Source organism: Alcanivorax sediminis (genome assembly GCF_009601165.1).
Lineage (GTDB): Bacteria > Pseudomonadota > Gammaproteobacteria > Pseudomonadales > Alcanivoracaceae > Alcanivorax > Alcanivorax sediminis.
Genome location: NZ_WIRE01000001.1, coordinates 23,131 through 41,774 on the forward strand (window position 1 = coordinate 23,131; position 18,644 = coordinate 41,774).

Annotated in this window: 16 protein-coding genes; 11 read left to right on the forward strand and 5 right to left on the reverse strand. The window is 58.0% G+C overall.

Annotated features, from left to right (window positions below):
• Positions 1 to 138 precede the first annotated feature (138 nt).
• The 11 genes from gluQRS (at position 139) to acs (ending at position 13,747) form a co-directional block, all read left to right on the forward strand.
• Positions 139 to 1,026, forward strand: coding sequence for a tRNA glutamyl-Q(34) synthetase GluQRS (gene gluQRS, locus GFN93_RS00125; protein ID WP_153498437.1), 888 nt, complete (start codon positions 139 to 141; stop codon positions 1,024 to 1,026).
• Between the two features lie 245 nt (positions 1,027 to 1,271).
• Complete coding sequence (locus tag GFN93_RS17210) at positions 1,272 to 1,448, forward strand: hypothetical protein (protein ID WP_007149317.1); 177 nt, start codon at positions 1,272 to 1,274, stop codon at positions 1,446 to 1,448.
• Positions 1,438 to 4,374 carry a sensor histidine kinase gene (locus GFN93_RS00130; RefSeq protein ID WP_153498438.1) on the forward strand — a complete coding sequence of 979 codons (2,937 nt, stop codon included), beginning with the start codon at positions 1,438 to 1,440 and terminating at the stop codon, positions 4,372 to 4,374. Before GFN93_RS17210 ends, GFN93_RS00130 begins: the two co-directional genes overlap by 11 nt.
• 81 nt (positions 4,375 to 4,455) lie before the next feature.
• The gene (locus GFN93_RS00135; RefSeq protein ID WP_153498439.1) at positions 4,456 to 5,784 is read left to right on the forward strand and encodes a sigma-54-dependent transcriptional regulator; all 1,329 of its coding nucleotides are present in this window, start codon (positions 4,456 to 4,458) and stop codon (positions 5,782 to 5,784) included.
• A gap of 592 nt (positions 5,785 to 6,376) precedes the next feature.
• The gene (gene pcnB, locus GFN93_RS00140) at positions 6,377 to 7,780 is read left to right on the forward strand and encodes a polynucleotide adenylyltransferase PcnB (RefSeq protein WP_153498440.1); all 1,404 of its coding nucleotides are present in this window, start codon (positions 6,377 to 6,379) and stop codon (positions 7,778 to 7,780) included.
• Positions 7,781 to 7,838: 58 nt separating this feature from the next.
• Positions 7,839 to 8,342: a 2-amino-4-hydroxy-6-hydroxymethyldihydropteridine diphosphokinase gene (gene folK / locus GFN93_RS00145; RefSeq protein ID WP_153498441.1), complete on the forward strand. Its 504-nt coding sequence runs from the start codon at positions 7,839 to 7,841 to the stop codon at positions 8,340 to 8,342.
• Complete coding sequence (locus GFN93_RS00150) at positions 8,326 to 9,027, forward strand: deoxynucleoside kinase (RefSeq protein WP_194285720.1); 702 nt, start codon at positions 8,326 to 8,328, stop codon at positions 9,025 to 9,027. The genes folK and GFN93_RS00150 overlap by 17 nt, the downstream gene beginning before the upstream one ends.
• Before the next feature lie 193 nt (positions 9,028 to 9,220).
• Positions 9,221 to 10,009: a 3-methyl-2-oxobutanoate hydroxymethyltransferase gene (panB, locus tag GFN93_RS00155; protein ID WP_153498442.1), complete on the forward strand. Its 789-nt coding sequence runs from the start codon at positions 9,221 to 9,223 to the stop codon at positions 10,007 to 10,009.
• Positions 10,010 to 10,135: 126 nt separating this feature from the next.
• Positions 10,136 to 10,993: a pantoate--beta-alanine ligase gene (gene panC, locus GFN93_RS00160; RefSeq protein WP_153498443.1), complete on the forward strand. Its 858-nt coding sequence runs from the start codon at positions 10,136 to 10,138 to the stop codon at positions 10,991 to 10,993.
• A gap of 88 nt (positions 10,994 to 11,081) precedes the next feature.
• Positions 11,082 to 11,462: an aspartate 1-decarboxylase gene (panD, locus tag GFN93_RS00165; RefSeq protein ID WP_153498444.1), complete on the forward strand. Its 381-nt coding sequence runs from the start codon at positions 11,082 to 11,084 to the stop codon at positions 11,460 to 11,462.
• A 347-nt stretch (positions 11,463 to 11,809) separates the two neighbouring features.
• The gene (acs, locus tag GFN93_RS00170) at positions 11,810 to 13,747 is read left to right on the forward strand and encodes an acetate--CoA ligase (RefSeq protein ID WP_153498445.1); all 1,938 of its coding nucleotides are present in this window, start codon (positions 11,810 to 11,812) and stop codon (positions 13,745 to 13,747) included.
• A 95-nt stretch (positions 13,748 to 13,842) separates the two neighbouring features.
• Here the strand turns inward: acs and GFN93_RS00175 are convergent, their stop codons facing one another.
• From GFN93_RS00175 to rbfA, 5 genes are all read right to left on the reverse strand, one after another.
• Entirely contained in the window at positions 13,843 to 14,271 is a 429-nt protein-coding gene (locus GFN93_RS00175) for a hypothetical protein (RefSeq protein WP_153498446.1), read from the reverse strand.
• 269 nt (positions 14,272 to 14,540) lie between these two features.
• Entirely contained in the window at positions 14,541 to 16,634 is a 2,094-nt protein-coding gene (gene pnp / locus GFN93_RS00180) for a polyribonucleotide nucleotidyltransferase (protein ID WP_153498447.1), read from the reverse strand.
• Between the two features lie 273 nt (positions 16,635 to 16,907).
• Positions 16,908 to 17,177: a 30S ribosomal protein S15 gene (rpsO, locus tag GFN93_RS00185; protein ID WP_153498448.1), complete on the reverse strand. Its 270-nt coding sequence runs from the start codon at positions 17,175 to 17,177 to the stop codon at positions 16,908 to 16,910.
• A 94-nt stretch (positions 17,178 to 17,271) separates the two neighbouring features.
• Positions 17,272 to 18,189: a tRNA pseudouridine(55) synthase TruB gene (truB, locus tag GFN93_RS00190; RefSeq protein ID WP_328594044.1), complete on the reverse strand. Its 918-nt coding sequence runs from the start codon at positions 18,187 to 18,189 to the stop codon at positions 17,272 to 17,274.
• Between the two features lie 28 nt (positions 18,190 to 18,217).
• Positions 18,218 to 18,628: a 30S ribosome-binding factor RbfA gene (rbfA, locus tag GFN93_RS00195; RefSeq protein WP_153498449.1), complete on the reverse strand. Its 411-nt coding sequence runs from the start codon at positions 18,626 to 18,628 to the stop codon at positions 18,218 to 18,220.
• Positions 18,629 to 18,644 lie beyond the last annotated feature (16 nt).

Genomic DNA, 18,644 nt, shown 5'->3' on the forward strand with positions numbered 1-18,644 from the left:
GCTCGCGGTAGCGGGCTTTTGCTCTTTGCTATACAGGAGGCCGCGCCCACACTCTGTGCGCGGCCTCCTGCGTTTTACTCCACTGCATTCTTCAGGCCCGCCGCTGTTCACTGTTAACTATTCACTGTTCACTGTTTTATGACCTATCGCGGACGTTTCGCCCCCACCCCCTCCGGCCCACTGCATTTCGGCTCGCTGGTGGCTGCGCTGGCCAGTTGGCTGGAAGCGCGGTCTCGGGGCGGGGAGTGGCTGGTGCGCGTGGACGACCTGGATCCGCCGCGGGAAGTGCCCGGTGCCGCCGACACCATTCTGACGCAGCTGGAACAATTCGGCCTGGAGTGGGATGGCTCGGTGCGTTATCAAAGCCAGCGCCACGCTGCCTACCAGGCCGCCGTCGATCATCTGCTCGCGCAGGGCAACGCCTTCCATTGCACGCTCACCCGCAAGCAGCTGACGGCGCTTGATCACAACCATCCTGGCATCACCGCTGCTACCCCGCCCTGCCAAGATGCCGCTATCCGTCTGGCGGTGCCGGATCGTGAACTGTGCTATGACGATGGCATCCAGGGCCAAGTCTGCAACAACCTCCACGAGGATGGCGGTGCCTTTGTGATCCGCCGTCGCGATGGTCTGTATGGCTATCAACTGGCCTGCGCCCTGGATGACGCTGACGACGGCATTACTCATGTGCTGCGTGGCGCCGACCTCATCGATTCCACCCTGCGCCAGCGCTGGCTGCTGGAATGCCTCGGCCGTCCCGCCCCGCATTACGCTCACCTGCCGGTCATCATCGATGGCCGCGACACCAAACTGTCCAAGTCCGGCGGTAGTGAAGCGCTTGACCCAGCTCATGCCAGTCAGCTACTCACTGCAGCCCTGCACTGCATCGGCCTGCAACCGCCAACAGATCTTCTGACCGCACCTCCAGCCACACTGCTGGAATGGGGCAAACTGCATTACCCTGAACACCACTGGCCTCCCGGCCGCCAGCAACCCTTGCCAAGCGAGTTGAAAGTTCAACGTTGAAACGCGAGATGGGGTTGAGGTTGCTTCCCCGCCGTGCCCGCGCCCAAACCCTGAGTCGCGGGCACAACCTTCGCACCCGCAGCAACCTGCACCGCGTTTCAACTTTCAACTCACCCACCCCGAGCCAGGCCCCGGTTTTGATTTTCGCTGCCAACTATCAACTGGCCACTGTCAACTGCCCCCCCCGCTTTTACACACCTCCCCCACCTGACGTATGCTCTTCGCCTTGAAGGGGCAAAACCACCATGTATACCGATCGCCTGCTGATCATTTTTATCCTGGGAACCTATCTGCTTTCCCCCGCCATCATCGACTGGTGGAGTGAAGGCGGTCGAGCCTGGTATCGGCCTTATCTCATTTGGCTGGGCCTGATTGCCCTGAGTTACTGGATCGCCAAGAGCAAAGACGTTGATGGTCTATAGTGTCAGTGAACTGATCGCCATCGCGGGCGGTTACCTGCTGTTTCTGTTTCTGGTCGCCTGGATCACGGAGCGGGGCTGGCTTCCCTCACGGCTGGTGCGCCACCCGGCGGTGTATGTGTTTTCTCTTGGGGTCTATGCCAGCGCCTGGGCGGTGTATGGTGCCGTCGGCTATGCCTACCAGTTTGGCTACAACTTCCTGTCGTATTTTCTCGGGATTTCCGGGGTCTTCCTGCTCGCCCCCATTCTGCTGGCTCCGATTCTCCGTCTCACGACCACCTATCAACTGAGCTCGCTGGCCGACTTGTTTGCCTTCCGCTATCGCAGCCGCATGGCGGGGGCCCTGACGACCATCATCATGCTGATCGGGGTGCTGCCGTTACTGGCACTGCAGCTCAAGGCGGTGGGCGAATCCATTCAGATTCTCACCGGCACGGATGATCCGCGCTCTCTGGCCGGCGGCTTTTGCCTGATGATGGTGATCTTCGCCATCCTGTTCGGCGCTCGCCACGCCACGGCCCGGGAAAAGCACGAAGGCCTCGTGGTGGCCATTGCCACCGAGTCTTTGATTAAACTTCTGGCCTTTGGGGCTGTGGCCTTGCTGGGACTGTATGGCGTTTTCGATGGCCCGGGGGACCTGGGGCGCTGGCTGGATGAGCATCCAGAGATGCTGGCCCGTCTTTATTACCCGCTGCAGGACGGCACCTGGCACTCGATGATCATGGCCTTCTTTGTGTCGGCTGTAGTGCTGCCACACATGTTCTACATGGCCTTTACCGAGAACCTCAACCCGCGCGCACTGATTACGGCCAGCTGGGCACTGCCTCTGATGTTCCTGGTGATGGCCCTGTGCGTGCCGGTGATTCTGTGGGCAGCCGCCGCCAGTAACGCCCCCACCCCACCAGACTACTACGCCCTGGGTATTGGCATGGTTACCGGCGGCTACGGTGCCGTACTGGGCTACATAGCCGGCCTGGCCGGTGCCAGCGGCATGCTGATTGTCGCCACCCTGGCCCTGTCCGGCATGTGCCTCAACCACTTGATCCTGCCTGCCAGCCCCCTGCGCCAGGGACAAAACCTGTACCGCAACCTGCTGTGGACCCGGCGTACTCTGATTGCCGCCATCCTGGCACTGGCTTATCTGTTCTATCGCTTCACCGGCGCCAATCACACGCTGGTGGAGCTGGGCGTGCTGTCGTTTGTCGCTACCCTGCAGTTTGTTCCCGGCCTGATCGGCGCGCTGTTCTGGCCCACCGGCAATCGCAATGGTTTGTTTGCCGGCCTGATTGTCGGTTTCCTGCTGTGGCTGTTGCTACTCGTGCTGCCCATTACCTATCCCAGCCTGCAAATCCCTCAGCTGATGGAACTGGCCGGCATGCGTTACCAGAGCGGCGCCAGCCAGTGGCACCATGTGGCTATTGCCTCGGTGTCTGCCAACGGCCTGCTGTTTGCCATTGTTTCCATCGTCACCCCCATGTCGCGGGCAGAGAAAAATGCCGCCGAGGCCTGCGCTGTGGACAGCCTGCGCCGCCCCTATCGCTGGGAACTGGAAGCCAAGAGCGTGGATGATTTCATTGACGCCTTGAGCATGCCCTTGGGCCCGATCACTGCCACCCGCGAAGTGGAGATGGCATTGAGGGACCTGCGACTGCCTCGCACCGAGGCTCGCCCTTATGCTCTACGCCGGTTGCGCGACCAGCTGGAAACCAACCTGTCCGGCCTGCTCGGCCCCTCCGTATCTCATCAATTGATGGATGATCATCTGCCCTACCTGCCGAAGGAAGAACAGAGTACCAGCGAGGACATCCAGTTCATCGAGTCCCGCCTCGAGCAATATCGCGACCGGCTTTCAGGGTTGGCTGCAGAACTGGATGGGCTACGTCGTTTTCATCGCCAAACTCTGCTGGAGCTTCCCATGGGGGTGATTTCACTCGGCGCGGACGATGAAATCATCGGCTGGAACCAGGCCATGGAAGCGCTGACCTGCATTCCCGCCGCCGACACCATCGGCTCCCGTCTGGCCGATCTGGAGAATCCCTGGGGCGAATTCCTGACCCGGTTCAGCCGCGACCCCAGCCCACACCAACCCCAGCAGTCGCTGGAAATGGACGGCCAGACTCGCTGGCTGAGTTTGCACAAATCCTCGGTCATGGGTGTGGGCACGGCCGAGCAGGCCGGAGGTCAGGTGCTGGTCATCGAGGACATTACCGAACTGCGCCATATGGAAGCCCACCTGGCCCACAATGAACGCCTGGCCTCCATTGGCCGATTGGCTGCAGGGGTTGCCCACGAAATCGGTAATCCGGTTACCGCCATCGCCTGTCTGGCACAAAATCTGGACAGTGAGAGCGATGCCCGCGAACAGATGGAATCCAGCCAGCAGATTCTTGAGCAGACTCGACGTATCACCCGCATCGTGGAATCTCTGGTGACCTTCAGCCACTCTGGCAGCGTTCGCCAGAGTGAGCATGTTCCGGTGAGCATTCGCGATACGGTAGATGAAGCCATCTCGCTGTTGCTGCTTGATCCGGATCACCGTCAGCAACAATTTGAAAATCACTGCCCGTCCGACAGCTGGGTTAAAGGCGATCCTCAACGATTGCTACAGGTCTTCATCAACCTGCTTGGCAATGCTGCCGACGCCTGCCAGCCCAATCAGCCCATCGTTATTAGCTGTGCAACCCAGGCCCCCTGGCTGGAAATAGCAGTGGAAGATCAGGGCCATGGCATCGCGGCGGAAGTGCGTGACGCCTTGTTTGAACCGTTCGTAACCAGCAAAAGCCCGGGCCGCGGCACCGGCCTTGGCCTGGCGCTGGTGTACAGTATTATCGAGGAGCACTTTGGCAGCATCAGCGTGGAAAGCCCGATTACCGAGCAAGGCGGCACGCGCTTTATTATTCGACTGCCAAACCACAGCACCCCATCTTGAGGTAGTATTTTCCTGGTAGCGTTGCCATACAAACTATGCAGCCCGGAAGCTTTTGTCGGTCAGTACAGGAACCCGTAATACATGAGCCACATCCTGATTGTTGAAGACGAACCCGTGATTCGCGGCGCACTGCGAAAACTGCTGGAACGTCACGACCACTCGGTGGCAGAAGCCGAATCCGTAGAGCAGGCTCGCGAAAACAACCTCAATCAGTTTGACCTCATCATCAGCGACCTGCGCCTGCCGGGAGAACCCGGCACCAACATGATCGAGGCCGCCGGCAGCACCCCTGTGCTGATCATGACCAGTTATGCCAGTCTTCGTTCTGCCGTGGATGCCATGCGCCAGGGCGCCGTGGATTACATCCCCAAGCCCTTCGATCATGATGAAATGCTGCTGGCCGTGGACCGGGTGCTCAAGGAAGGCCGCCTCAACCGTGGCAACCGCGCCTTGCGCCGCGACCTTGAACGCAGCTATCCGGTTCGCAACATGGTCGGCGACAGTGGCGTCATGCAGGAGCTCTTGCACCGCATCAGCCGGGTGGGCCCCACCAATACCCCGGTCCTGATCATGGGGGAAGCAGGCACCGGCAAGGAGCTCACCGCCCGAGCCCTGCATGAGAATAGTGAACGTGCCTCCGGGCCCATGGTGTCGGTGCAATGCGCCGCATTACCCCGCGATCTGCAAATTACCGAGCTGTTCGGCGATGACGCCAACTCGGGTCGTATCGAAGAAGCTGACGGCGGCACCCTGTTTCTGGATGAAATCGGAGAACTGGCCAGCGAAGTACAGAGCCGCCTCCTCACCCTGTTGACGCATCACGAGATACACCGTCAAGGCTCTCTGGCCCCCCGCAAGGTCGATGTCAGGGTGCTGGCCAGCAGCCAGCTTGATCTGCCAGGAAGAGTGGCCGAAGGCACCTTCCGCCAGGACCTTTATTACCGCCTCAACGTGATGGAACTGACCCTGCCCCCCTTGCGGGAGCGCGGGGATGATCTGGATTTGCTGGCTGACGCCCTGCTGGCACGCGGCTGTGAAAAACTGAACCGCCCCGGGCTGCATTTCACGGAATCGGCACGCCAGGCCATGCATAACTACAGCTGGCCGGGCAATGTGCGGGAACTGGAGAATGTTATTGAGCGGGCCATCATCCTCACTGAGGAAGAGGGCATTGGCCCCGCACAGCTGGGCCTGAATCCTAATCGGACCCCGCAGCGGGTCAGCCGTGCCAGCCTGGATCCGAGTGAGGACCTCTCTCTGGAGGATTACTTCACCCGTTTTGTCATGGAAAACCAGGACAGCATGACCGAGACAGAGCTGGCGCAGAAATTGGGCATTAGCAGAAAAAGCTTGTGGGAGCGGCGCCAGCGACTGGGCATTCCACGCAAAAAAGGCGGCAGCAGGCGTTAAATCAGGAGCATCGCTGTATTTTAGCTTTGCCATTGACCCTTTAATCTGGCTCGCCCGTCACTTTGGTCAATCAAAAAATTGCAGCGACCAAAGGTCTCATTTCTCCGATTTTCGTTAATTTACCCAGAATCCGGTTCAAGTGTTACCTCGCTACCCAGAAAAGTAACACTGTTGTTACCCTCACCAGGGTAGATTCAAGGGGCATTTCACAAAAGCATTGCAACATGCTGTTTTTAAAGAGATTTTGGCATTGTTGCATTGAGTCGGGTCGGCAGGCACTATGAATCCCACGCCAGCAAACAACAAAAACAAACGGCGTAACGGCTCAAAAATAACAACAAGAAAGAATAAGAAGAATTTCACGAGCCAATGCAGTGCTGCTCGCAGCACTAGGCAGATAACAACACAAAAAATAATAACAACAGAATCAGCGCAAAATATGGGAGTCACAACTTCGGTTGTGGCTCCTTTTTACTTTTGGGCTCCTCAAAACCCAATTGCAGAGTATACGTGACGAATCCGTCACCCGGCGAGAAAAAAGTGCTAACATCGCCGCTTTACTGCTTCCTTCTCTGAGTCCGGACATTCACGCATGCCCCGCAAGCTTATAAAAAGCATCATCACCTGGCTCAACCAGCTTCTGGAACATGTGACAGGGTGGTTTGGAAAGGGTTCCGATAAAACGGAAACAAATTCCCCCCAGGTTATCCCCCGCGATCAACACCCCATCTCCCGCCAGCAAATCTCCCGCGCAGCCCTCAACGTGCTTTATGGTTTGCACAAGGCTGGCTTTGAGGCATTTCTGGTGGGCGGCTGTCTGCGTGACATCCTCAGCGGTCGCGAGCCCAAGGATTTTGACGTTTCCACTGACGCCACACCGGAACAGGTACACCGTATATTCAAGCGCAGCCGCATCATCGGCCGCCGCTTCCAGATCGTCCATGTTCGCTTTGGCCGGGAAGTGATCGAAGTATCCACCTTCCGGGCCATGAACAAGGATGAAAACCCGGACAAGCAACAGCATCATGCCCACGAAGAAACCGGCCTGGTACTGCGCGACAATACCTGGGGCAGTATTGAAGAAGATGCCCAACGTCGCGACTTCACCTGCAACGCACTCTATTACAACATCGCTGATTTCACCCTGCATGATTTCACCGGCAGCCTGCAGGACATCGAGAATAAACGCATTCACCTGATCGGCGATCCGCAGACCCGCTACCGAGAAGACCCGGTACGCATGCTGCGCGCCGCCCGCTTTGCCGCCAAGCTGGGCTTTCACATCGACAAGGCCACGTCCGACCCGATCCCGGAACTGGCCGAGCTATTGTTGCAGGTGCCTTCTGCCCGCCTGTTCGATGAAGTATTAAAGCTGTTCCTCAGCGGCCATGCCCGAGCATCCTATGAACAGCTGCAAAACCTGCATCTGTTCCGCTTCCTTTTCCCTGGTACACAGGCGGCGCTGGATGGCGAACAAGGCCCGGTCTGGGAAGACATGCTGCTGGCTGCCATGGATAACACCGACCGCCGCCTGGCCGTGGACAAGCCGGTTACCCCCGCCTTTATCTACGCAGTGCTGCTGTGGCCGGAAATTCAGCAGCGCATGGGTGGCTACCTGTCCAGCGGCCTGCCTCCGGCCCAGGCCCTGCACAAGGCTGCTACCCGGGCTCTCAATGACCAGATCAAGCACACGGCCATCCCGCGTCGCTTCTCAACCGTGATGCGGGAAATGTGGGAGCTGCAGCTGCGCATGGACAAACGAGCAGGCCGACGCGCCGACGCGCTCATGGAGCACCCGCGCTTCCGCGCGGCCTATGATTTCCTGCTGTTGCGAGAGCAAGCTGGCGAAATCAAACCTGGGCTGGGTGATTGGTGGACCCGCTATCAGGAAGAAGATGAGCCCGGTCGCCGTCAGATGGTCAGCGATCTGGGCAATCAGGGGCCCGCCAAAAAGCGCCGCCGTCGCCGCCCACGCAAGCCCAAGGCAGACAGCTGAAAGCCGGCCCCCGCCGCCGTTCAGCCTCCCCTCCCCATCACGCAGGTAGAGACCCGTCATGCAGGCCTTTATCGGACTCGGCAGCAATCTGGACCAGCCGGCACAACGCCTGATCAGCGCCCTTTGTGCGCTGCAGCGAATGCCAGGGCTGCAACTACTGCATCACTCTCGCTTGTACCGCAGCGCACCCATCGGCCCCCAGGATCAGCCGGACTACGTCAATGCCGTCGCCCTGGTGCGCTTTGCCGGAGCGGCCCATGATCTGCTGCACACCCTGCAGGCACTGGAGCTTGCCGGGGGCCGGCAGCGCCTGCGCCACTGGGGCGAGCGTACACTGGATCTGGATATCCTGTTGATCGACGATCAGTGCATCAACACCCCGGATCTGCAGGTTCCTCACCCACAGATGGTGAACCGCGCCTTCGTCCTTCAACCACTGCTGGAGATTTCTCCACACGCCCTCTTGCCCGATGGCACCCCACTCGGTAGCTTTCTGGAGCAGGTCAGGGAACAGCGTCTCTCGCCACTGGAAGAACTGGATTGCGATGCACTCATTGAATGAGAAAAGTCTCACCGAAAAGATCGAGCAGCGCCGACAGGCTGGCAACCTGCCACGTTTTATTGCCGTAGAGGGCCCCATTGGCGCCGGCAAGACCAGTCTGGCGCGACGTCTGGCCATGACCTTCGGCTACGACCTGCTACTTGAGCAGGCCGATGAAAACCCGTTTCTCACCCGCTTTTATCAGGACCCGGCCCGCTACGCCCTGCAAACCGAACTGTTTTTTCTGTTCCAGCGCGCCGACCAGCTACGCCAGATTCAACAACAGGATCTGTTCGCCGGCCCACGCGTTGCCGATTTTCTGATCGACAAGAACCGTCTGTTCGCCCAGGTGACCCTGGATGAAGATGAATTCGAGCTGTATCGGAACGTGGATAACCACCTGACACTGGACGCTCCCCAGCCAGACCTGGTGATCTACCTGCAGGCGCCGCCCCCCGTCCTGCGCCAGCGTATCAGTCTCCGTGGCAATGATTTTGAGCAGCGCATCGAAGGGGACTATCTGGATAAACTCAGCAATGCCTACACCGAGTTCTTCCACTTTTACGATCGCGGCCCGCTTCTGATCGTTAATGCCGCCGAGATTGACCTGGTCAACCATGATCGTGATTACCAGCAACTGATCAGCGAGCTGCTGGACATCCGCTCCGGGCGACACTATTTTAACCCCCGGCCGCTGGTCGACTGAAAACGAGCTTCGAGCGGCAAGCTTCAAGCTGCAAGCTACAACGCGATTGCGCGCCGTCGGACATTAGAGACCGGACGCCGCGCTCCAGCTGGTGCGCGGACACAGAGGCCGCAAAAACCGACTGCCTCAACCGCGTTGTAGCTTGCAGCTTGAAGCTTGTAGCTCGCCCCTGAATTTCCCTGGGAGGTATCCCATGTCCGTGACCATTCGCACCCTGCAGAAACGCAAGCAGGACGGTGAAAAATTCTCCGTGCTGACCGCCTATGACGCCTGTTTTGCCCAGCTGATTTCTGACGCTGGCATCGATGCCATTCTGGTAGGTGACTCCCTCGGCAATGTCATCCAGGGCCAGTCCAGCACCGTGCCGGTAACACTTGAACAAATGGCGTATCACACCGAGTGCGTGGCCCGTGGCAACAAGGGCAGCCTGATCATTGCCGACGTCCCCTTTATGGGCGCCGCCACCGTGGAGCGAGCACTGGAGAGCGCCACCAGCCTGATGCAGGCAGGTGCCAACATGGTGAAACTGGAAGGCAGCGCCTGGCTGGCAGAAAGCATCGAACTCCTGAACCGCAATGGCATCCCGGTGTGTGCCCACATGGGCCTGACACCTCAGGCAGTCAATGCCCTGGGCGGTTATCGGGTTCAGGGTAAAGACGACGACAGCGCCGCAGAGATGCTGGAAGCCGCCCGCATCCTGGAGCGCGCCGGCGCTGCTGCATTGTTGCTGGAATGCGTGCCCCGCGCACTGAGTACCCGCATCACCCAGTCCGTGAGTATTCCGGTGATCGGTATTGGCGCCGCCCCGGAGTGCGACGGCCAGGTACTGGTAATGCACGACATGCTCGGCATTAGCCCGGGCAAGCCCGCCCGCTTCGTGAAAAACTTCATGGTCGACGCTCCTGACATCCAGAGCGCATTCAAGGCATATCATGAAGCGGTTCTGAACGTCAGCTTCCCGGCGGACGAACACTGTTTTTAGAAGACCGTAACGAGTTGCGAGAAGCGAGTTTCGAAAACCTGAAACAGCGTAGTCTTCCCGCTTTTCGCAACTCGAAACTCGTTACTCGCTTCTAACACTCCCAGCCATGCTCCTGAGGGTTCATTAATGCAAACTGCCCATACCGTTTCCCAGGTCCGCGAAGTCGTTCGAGGCTGGCACCGTGAAGGTTTGAGCGTGGGCTTTGTCCCGACCATGGGCAACCTGCACAGTGGCCACATCAGCCTGGTACGCGAAGCTCTGGCCCGCTGCGACAAGGTGGTCGTGTCCATTTTCGTGAACCCCACCCAGTTTGGCCCCAATGAGGACTTCGACCGTTACCCTCGTACGCTGGACGCCGATGCCGCCCAGCTGGTTGATGCCGGTGCCGACCTCCTGTTCGCCCCTGCCGTCGAGGACATGTATCCGCTCGGACAGAATCAAACCTGGGTAGACGTCGATCAGCTTGGTGACTACCTGTGTGGCGCCAGCCGCGAAGGGCACTTCCGTGGCGTCACCACGGTGGTCTCGAAACTTTTTAATATCGTTCAGCCTGATGTGGCCGTATTTGGCGAGAAGGATTTCCAGCAGCTGGCCATCCTGCGACGCATGAGCGAAGAGTTGTTGTTTCCGGTCAAGATCGTCGGCGCTCCCACCAGCCGTGAAGACGATGGGCTTGCTCGAAGCTCGAGGAATGGATTTCTTAGCGATAGTGAGCGCAAACTAGCGCCCGCTATCTATGCCAACCTTAAGGCCCTGCGCGCCGAGATCGAGCAAGGCGAAAGGGACTATCGGGCCCTTGAACAGCGTTATGCCGACCAGCTGAATGAGGCGGGCTTTCAGGTGGATTACCTGACCATTGCCGAGGCCCGCAGCCTGGCACCAGCGGCCAAAAGCGACACCCAATTGGTGATTGCCGTAGCCGCCAAACTGGGCCAAACACGATTGATAGACAATGTCTCACTGGCCGTTGTAGACAACCCTTGATTCGTGCATACTTCGGGCCCCTTGAAGCGCCTGCTTGGTTCTAACGTCCTGTAATTGCAGGCTTCGGGTAGTGTGAGAGGTAACCAAGATGCAGTGCACCATGCTGAAAGCAAAACTCCATCAGGCTCGTGTCACCCATGCGGAACTCGAGTACGAAGGCTCCTGCGCCATCGATGGTGATCTGATGGACATGGCTGGTATCCTGGAGTACGAACAAATCCAGATTTACAACATCGACAACGGTGAGCGTTTTGAAACTTACGCTATCCGTGGCGAAGCCGGGTCCAAGATCATTTCTGTCAACGGTGCAGCTGCACACAAGGCTCAACCTGGTCACCGTGTGATCATCTGCGCCTATGCCAGCTACTCCAGCGCCGAGCTGATCAACTTCAAGCCCAGCCTTATCTATTTGGGCGAAGGCAATGCTGTCAAAGGCACCAGCAACGCGATTCCGGTTCAGGTCGCCTGATCCCTGTCTCGCTCTGCAAGAACATTTGAAACGCCGGCTTTTGCCGGCGTTTTTTTATGTCATCCAGAACAAGATCACCGCCTCCTGATGAACATCGTTCGCCAGCCACAACAGCGAACCGCTTCCTTTTTCTCGCCCAAAATACAAAAAAATCGCTGCTTTTGTACCGCTTTCCGCAATGGACCTTGGCCATTGCTCAACGCTTTGTTTACTCTTGATTCAACCCATTTCTCCCCGCCTCCCCCTACGACCATGGTGGAATAGGCGAGGGACGAGATACTCACAATAATGAAGGAAAAACGGGTGCCAACCAGGCACTCAGAGGCAGTATTCCAAGGAGGCCCTTGATGTCCAAGCCCAATATTCACCCTGTACCAGAAGCCTTCAAGGCACAGACCCTGATGGACCGCGACACTTACGATCGCCTTTATGCACAGTCCATCAACGACCCCGATTCCTTCTGGGCGGATCGCGCCAACGAATTTCTGGATTGGAAAACACCTTGGGACACCGTCAGCGACTGGGACTTTAAAGAAGGCCGCGCCGCCTGGTTCAAGGGCGCCACGCTGAACGTCTGCTACAACTGTGTGGATCGCCACCTGCCCGAGCGCGCTAACCAGACCGCCATCATCTGGGAAGGCGACGAGCCCGACCAGGACAAGCACATCAGCTATCAGGAATTGTTCGAGGAAGTCAGCAAGTTCGGCAATGTGCTAAAGGACCGCGGCGTCAAGAAAGGCGATCGTGTTGTTATCTATATGCCCATGATCCCGGAAGCCGCCTACGCCATGCTGGCCTGCGCCCGTATCGGCGCAATCCATTCTGTGGTGTTTGGTGGCTTCTCGCCGGAAGCTCTCAAGGATCGTATCAATGATGCCGGCGCCTGTGCCGTCATCACCGCTGACGAAGGCGTCCGCGGCGGCAAAACCGTGCCGCTGAAGATCAATGCCGACAAGGCCATGACCGGCATCGACACTGTACATACCTGCATCACCGTGAAGCGTACCGGTGGTGACGTGAACTGGCATGGCGATCGTGACGTCTGGTACCACGAAGCCATTGCCTCCGCCTCGGCAGAGTGCGAGCCGGAATGGGTGGAAGCAGAAGATGCCCTCTTCACCCTCTACACCTCCGGCTCCACCGGCAAGCCCAAGGGTGTGGTACACACCAGCGCCGGCTACCTGCTGAGCGCCGCACTGACACACAAGTATGTGTTCGACTACCACGAGGGCGACATCTACTGGTGCACCGCCGATGTGGGCTGGATCACCGGCCACAGCTATATCGTCTACGGGCCGTTGGCCAATGGCGCCACCACCCTGATGTTCGAAGGTGTACCTACCTACCCCGACGCCTCCCGCTGCTGGCAGGTGGTGGACAAGCACAAGGTCAATATCTTCTATACCGCGCCGACCGCCATTCGCGCACTAATGGGGCTGGGTAATGAGCCGGTGACAAAGACCTCCCGCGCCACGTTGAAGCTGCTCGGCACCGTTGGCGAGCCTATCAATCCGGAAGCCTGGGAGTGGTATTACAAGGTTGTGGGCGAATCCCGCTGCCCGATCGTGGATACCTGGTGGCAGACCGAGACGGGCGCCATCATGATTGCGCCGCTGCCAGGCGCCGTCGATTTGAAGCCCGGATCCGCCACGCTGCCCATGTTTGGCATCGAGCCAGTTCTCATGGATCCGGACGGCAATGAACTGGAAGGCGCCACCTCCGGCAACCTGGCCATCAAGTCCAGCTGGCCGAGCCAGATCCGTTCCGTTTATGGCGATCACCAGCGCATGATCGACACCTACTTCAGCGCCTACAAGGGCTACTACTTCACCGGTGACGGCGCCCGTCGCGATGAGGATGGCTACTTCTGGATCACAGGCCGGGTAGATGACGTTCTGAACGTGTCTGGCCACCGTCTGGGTACTGCCGAAATCGAATCCGCACTGGTACTGCACCCGAGCATTTCCGAGGCGGCAGTGGTGGGTTACCAACATGACGTTAAGGGCCAGGGGGTGTACGCCTACGTCTCCCTGATGGCAGGCAAGGAAGGCAGCGATGAACTGGTGAAGGAACTGCGTGATCTGGTCACCCAGGAAATCGGCCCCATCGCCAAACCGGACCTGATCCATTTCGCACCGGGCCTGCCCAAGACCCGCTCCGGCAAGATCATGCGCCGCATCCTGCGCAAGATTGCCGCCAACGAGCTGGACAGCCTCGGCGACACCTCCACCCTGGCCGATCCGGGCGTGGTAGATCAGCTGATTGAAACGCGGCTTAACAAGTAACGATTCATCAGCCCCAAAAAAACGGCGGCCCAAAAGGCCGCCGTTTTTTCTACCTGTCATTTATGTCACAGGCTAGCGTCAGTTACTGTGTCAGCTTACAAAGAGGCCTGATCTTCAACGTCAGAAGGCTCTTCAAACTGGACTTGCAGTTCTTTCAGCTCCTTTTTACCCATTGGGTCGTAGGTGTAGTAATACACTGTCTCTTTCTTGTTGATGGTATTCGCGTCAATCGCAGCCTCAGGCACCCCCCACACAACAGAAACAGGCCACAGCAACAAGTTCAGAAAGCCGTAAGTCCACTGCGCGCTTTCATTAGTTCCCGCGGCAAGATAAAAGTTACCAAAGCCCGGCAGAATATTCAGGCCTGCAGCTAGCCCCGGATGCTTGACCTTTACATCTGTGTCTTGAATCCCAACCGCATTTAATTCTCGCAGCCGCACTTCATCTGCTCGCCCCAAAGAAGTACACCCCTGCAGCACACAGGCCGCGATCAAAACGGCAGCTAAAACCAATACCTTTTGCATTCTATCCCTCTAATCCTTGATGAGTTTTTTTGAGGGGAGCAATTCTACTTTTTGCACAAAAGACTGCAACATCAACGTCATAAATGTATCAGTCAAATTTTGGATCTCAGTTTCTGGAACCGAATCAGCGGACTCTCCGATCCCCAAAAGAGCCAATCGGCTTTTTCAAGCGCCACTGAATAGGATTAAGTGGGGAAACCACAGTGTGACAGCACAAAAAAGGCCGGCAAATGCCGGCCTTCTTTGTGCTTCGGTTAACTGATCAGGAATCAGTCTTCCTTGGCTTCCTTCATGGACAGCTTGATGCGGCCACGCTGGTCTACGTCGAGGACCTTGACCTTGATCAGGTCACCTTCGTTAACGTAGTCAGTCACTTTCTCCACGCGCTCTTCAGCGATCTGGGAGATATGCAGCAGACCTTCTGTGCCCGGCATGATGGCAACAAAGGCGCCGAAGTCGACCACACGGGTTACCTTGCCTTCGTAGATCACACCCACTTCCGCTTCCGCGGTGATCTCTTCCACACGGCGCACCGCTTCATCAGCCGCTTCACGGGTATCACCGTAGATCTTCACGCTGCCATCGTCTTCGATGTCGATGGTACAGCCGGTTTCTTCGGTCAGCGCACGGATGGTGGCGCCGCCCTTGCCAATCACGTCACGGATCTTGTCCGGGTTGATTTTCAGGGTCAGCAGGGTCGGAGCGTTCTCGGATACTTCGGTACGGGATGCACCGATGGCCTTGGCCATTTCACCCAGGATGTGGAGACGACCGGCGTTAGCCTGTTCCAGTGCCTTCTCCATGATCTCTTCGGTGATACCTTCGATCTTGATGTCCATCTGCAGGGCAGTCACACCGCGTGCGGTACCAGCCACCTTGAAGTCCATGTCGCCCAGGTGATCCTCGTCACCGAGGATATCGGACAGCACGGCAAAGCGACCATCTTCTTCCTTCACCAGCCCCATGGCGATACCGGCCACGGGGGCTGTCAGCGGTACACCCGCATCCATCAGCGCCATGGAGGTACCACAAACGGATGCCATGGAAGAGGAACCGTTGGATTCGGTGATCTCGGACACCACACGGATGGTGTAAGGGAAGTCCTGCACAGTAGGCAGCACGGCCTGAACACCACGACGAGCCAGACGGCCGTGACCAATCTCACGACGCTTGGGAGAACCGATCATGCCGGTCTCGCCAACGCAGTAAGGAGGGAAGTTGTAGTGGAGCATGAAGTGATCCTGACGGGATCCTTCCAGTGCGTCGATGAACTGGGCATCGCGCATGCCGCCCAGGGTTGCTGCCACGATGGCCTGGGTCTCACCACGGGTGAACAGCGCAGAACCGTGAGTCTTGGCCAGAGTGCCTACCTGACAGTCGATGGCACGGACCGCGTCCAGGGCACGACCGTCGATGCGCGGCTTGCCGGATACCACGGCTTCGCGCACCACGTTCTTCTCGATCTTGGCAAACAGGTCCTTCACTTCACCCGCATCCGGCGCACCTTCTTCACCCGTGGCGAATTCGGCAACACAGGCATCACGCAGCTCACCGACTTTGGCGTAACGCGCCATCTTTTCGGTGATGGTGTAGGCCTCTGCCAGGGATGCTTCGAACTTGCCCTTGATGGCCTCTTTCAGTTCGGTGTTCACGGCCGGTGCAGTCCACTCCCAGGTCGGGGTGCCCACTTCGGCGGCAAACTCACGGATGCCCTGAATTACAGGCTGCATTTCCATGTGACCGAACAGCACAGCGCCCAGCATCTGGTCTTCGGACAGCTCTTTCGCTTCGGATTCCACCATCAGCACCGCAGGCTCGGTACCGGCAACCACCAGGTCCAGTGCAGAGTCAGCCAGCTCGGCGTAGCTCGGGTTCAGGATGTACATACCGTCCTTGAAACCGACACGGGCAGCACCGATGGGGCCATTGAAGGGAATACCGGAGATAGACAGAGCCGCGGAAGTACCGATCATGGCAGCGATATCCGGATCGTTTTCCTTATCGACGGACATCACGGTGGCCACGACCTGGACTTCATTCATGAAGCCCTTCGGGAACAGCGGACGGATCGGGCGATCGATCAGGCGGCAGGTCAGGGTTTCTTTTTCACTGGGACGGCCTTCACGCTTGAGGAAGCCACCCGGGATACGCCCTGCAGCGTAGGTCTTTTCCTGATAGTTAACGGTCAGGGGGAAAAAGTTCTTGCTTGGATCGGCTTCTTTCTTGCCTACCACGGTAACCAGCACTTCGGTGGCACCGATGCGAACCATGACAGCTGCAGTCGCCTGGCGGGCAATCTGCCCGGTTTCCAGGATGACCGTGTCACGGCCGTACTGAATTTCTTTGGTGATTTTATTGAACATATCTCGTCTCTTCTCTCTTCTTCACGACAATCTTCGAGGCCCATGCCTCTGACAACATCTTTCTTTTGCCCGGGCATAATAGCCCGGCAGGCGCATCAGCCCAACCGGTAATTGGGACAAGGCCCTTGTGGGAGGCGGCCCGTGGGCGTTTGCGAGCCCCAAACCTGAATCCCTCGCAGGCACACTCCCCAAGCGGCCCAAAATTCCGGCCGCCAGAAACAACAAAAGCCCGGCAAGGCCGAGCTTCTGTTGCTGTTACCTCAGATCCGCATCTTAACGACGCAGACCCAGTTTCTCGATCAGCTGCAGGTAACGGGTGCGGTCTTTCTTGGCCAGGTAGTCCAGCAGCTTACGACGCTGGTTTACCATGCGGATCAGGCCGCGACGGCTGTGGTGATCCTTCTTGTGGTCCTTGAAGTGACCTTGCAGACCATTGATGTTGGCGGTCAGCAGGGCAACCTGCACTTCCGGGGAACCGGTATCGCCTTCTTTCTGGCCATGCTCTTTCAGGATTTCAGCTTTCTGTTCAGCGCTCAACGCCATGGTATTTCTCCAATATGCACAATGAATGTCACGGCCAGCCATGCATATTTATAGCTGCCGTCGTTCCTTCCAACCCGTGCCGCCACAAGGCAACTCAGTTTGAAACCAGTCGACGCGGCGCGATTCGCCCGTCTTCCAATACCTCACCGACGCCAAGAAACTCGCCGCTGGAGGCTTGATAAACACTAACCCAGCCATCCGCTGGACGGTCAGAGGCCATCACTGGCTGACCCTGCTGAATGTAGTAGGCGGCATTGTCGCCCAATTCAACGCGCGGCCAGTCTGCCACGCTGGTCGATAAAGGCAAGAGCAGTTCGTCGATTGCCTCGAAGCCACCCTCAGCCTTGATATTGCCCAACTGTTCCAGCGTCAGCATCTTGTCGGTCGGATAAGGACCCGCCGACAGTCGGCGCAACACGGTCACATGACCGCCGCAACCCAGTTTCTCGCCGGTATCTTCCACCAGCGAGCGCACATAGGTGCCTTTGGAACAGTCCACCTCGAATTCCAGCTCATCGCCTTCGATGCGCAGGATACGGATGTCATAGATAGTGACCGCGCGCGGTTTGCGCTCAACGGTTTTACCTTCCCGGGCCAACTTGTAGAGGGGCACCCCCTCATGCTTGATGGCCGAGTACATGCTGGGAATCTGTTCGATATTGCCAACGAAGGACATCAGTGCGTCCTCGATCTGGGCCGCAGTAGCAGTCACTTCGGTGGTCTTAACTACCTCTCCATCGGCATCACCGGTTTCGGTGGTCACGCCCAGCTTGGCTGTCACCCGATAACTCTTGTCAGATTCCAGCAGGAACTGGCTGAACTTGGTGGCTTCACCAAAGCAGATCGGCAGCATGCCCGTAGCCAGCGGATCCAGGCTGCCGGTGTGGCCGGCCTTGGCCGCTGCAAACATTTTCTTGGCCATCTGCAGGGCGCCATTACTGCTGACACCACCGACTTTATCCAACAACAGAATGCCGTTGAGATCACGGCCACGGGGACGACGTTTTGCCACCTGGATACTCTCCGTTAAACCTGCCCGGCTAGTCCTGCTCGGGCTCGTCGCTATCCAGACCCAGTTCCCGGTCCTCTGCGCGAGCATCGTCAATCAGACGAGAAATTTCCGCAGCATGTTCCGGAGTGGTGTCGTAATGGAAACGCAATTTGGGGGTAGTACGAGTGTTAAGGGTCTGGGCCAGGCTGCTGCGCAGAAAGCCCGCCGCCTTTTCCAGTACCTTCTCGGCTTCGACGCCTTCTTCCTCGCCTTTGCCAAGCAGAGTGAAATAGACTTCCGCATAGGAAAGATCGCGGGAGACAGTCACATCCTGAATAGTGGCCAGATTAACGCGCGGGTCCTTCATCTCAAACTGCAGCAGACGGGACAGCTCACGCTGAATCTGATCGGCAATCCGGTCTGTACGGTTAAAGCCCTGGGGGCGACGATGACGACTCATGGCTAATCTGGCCGGG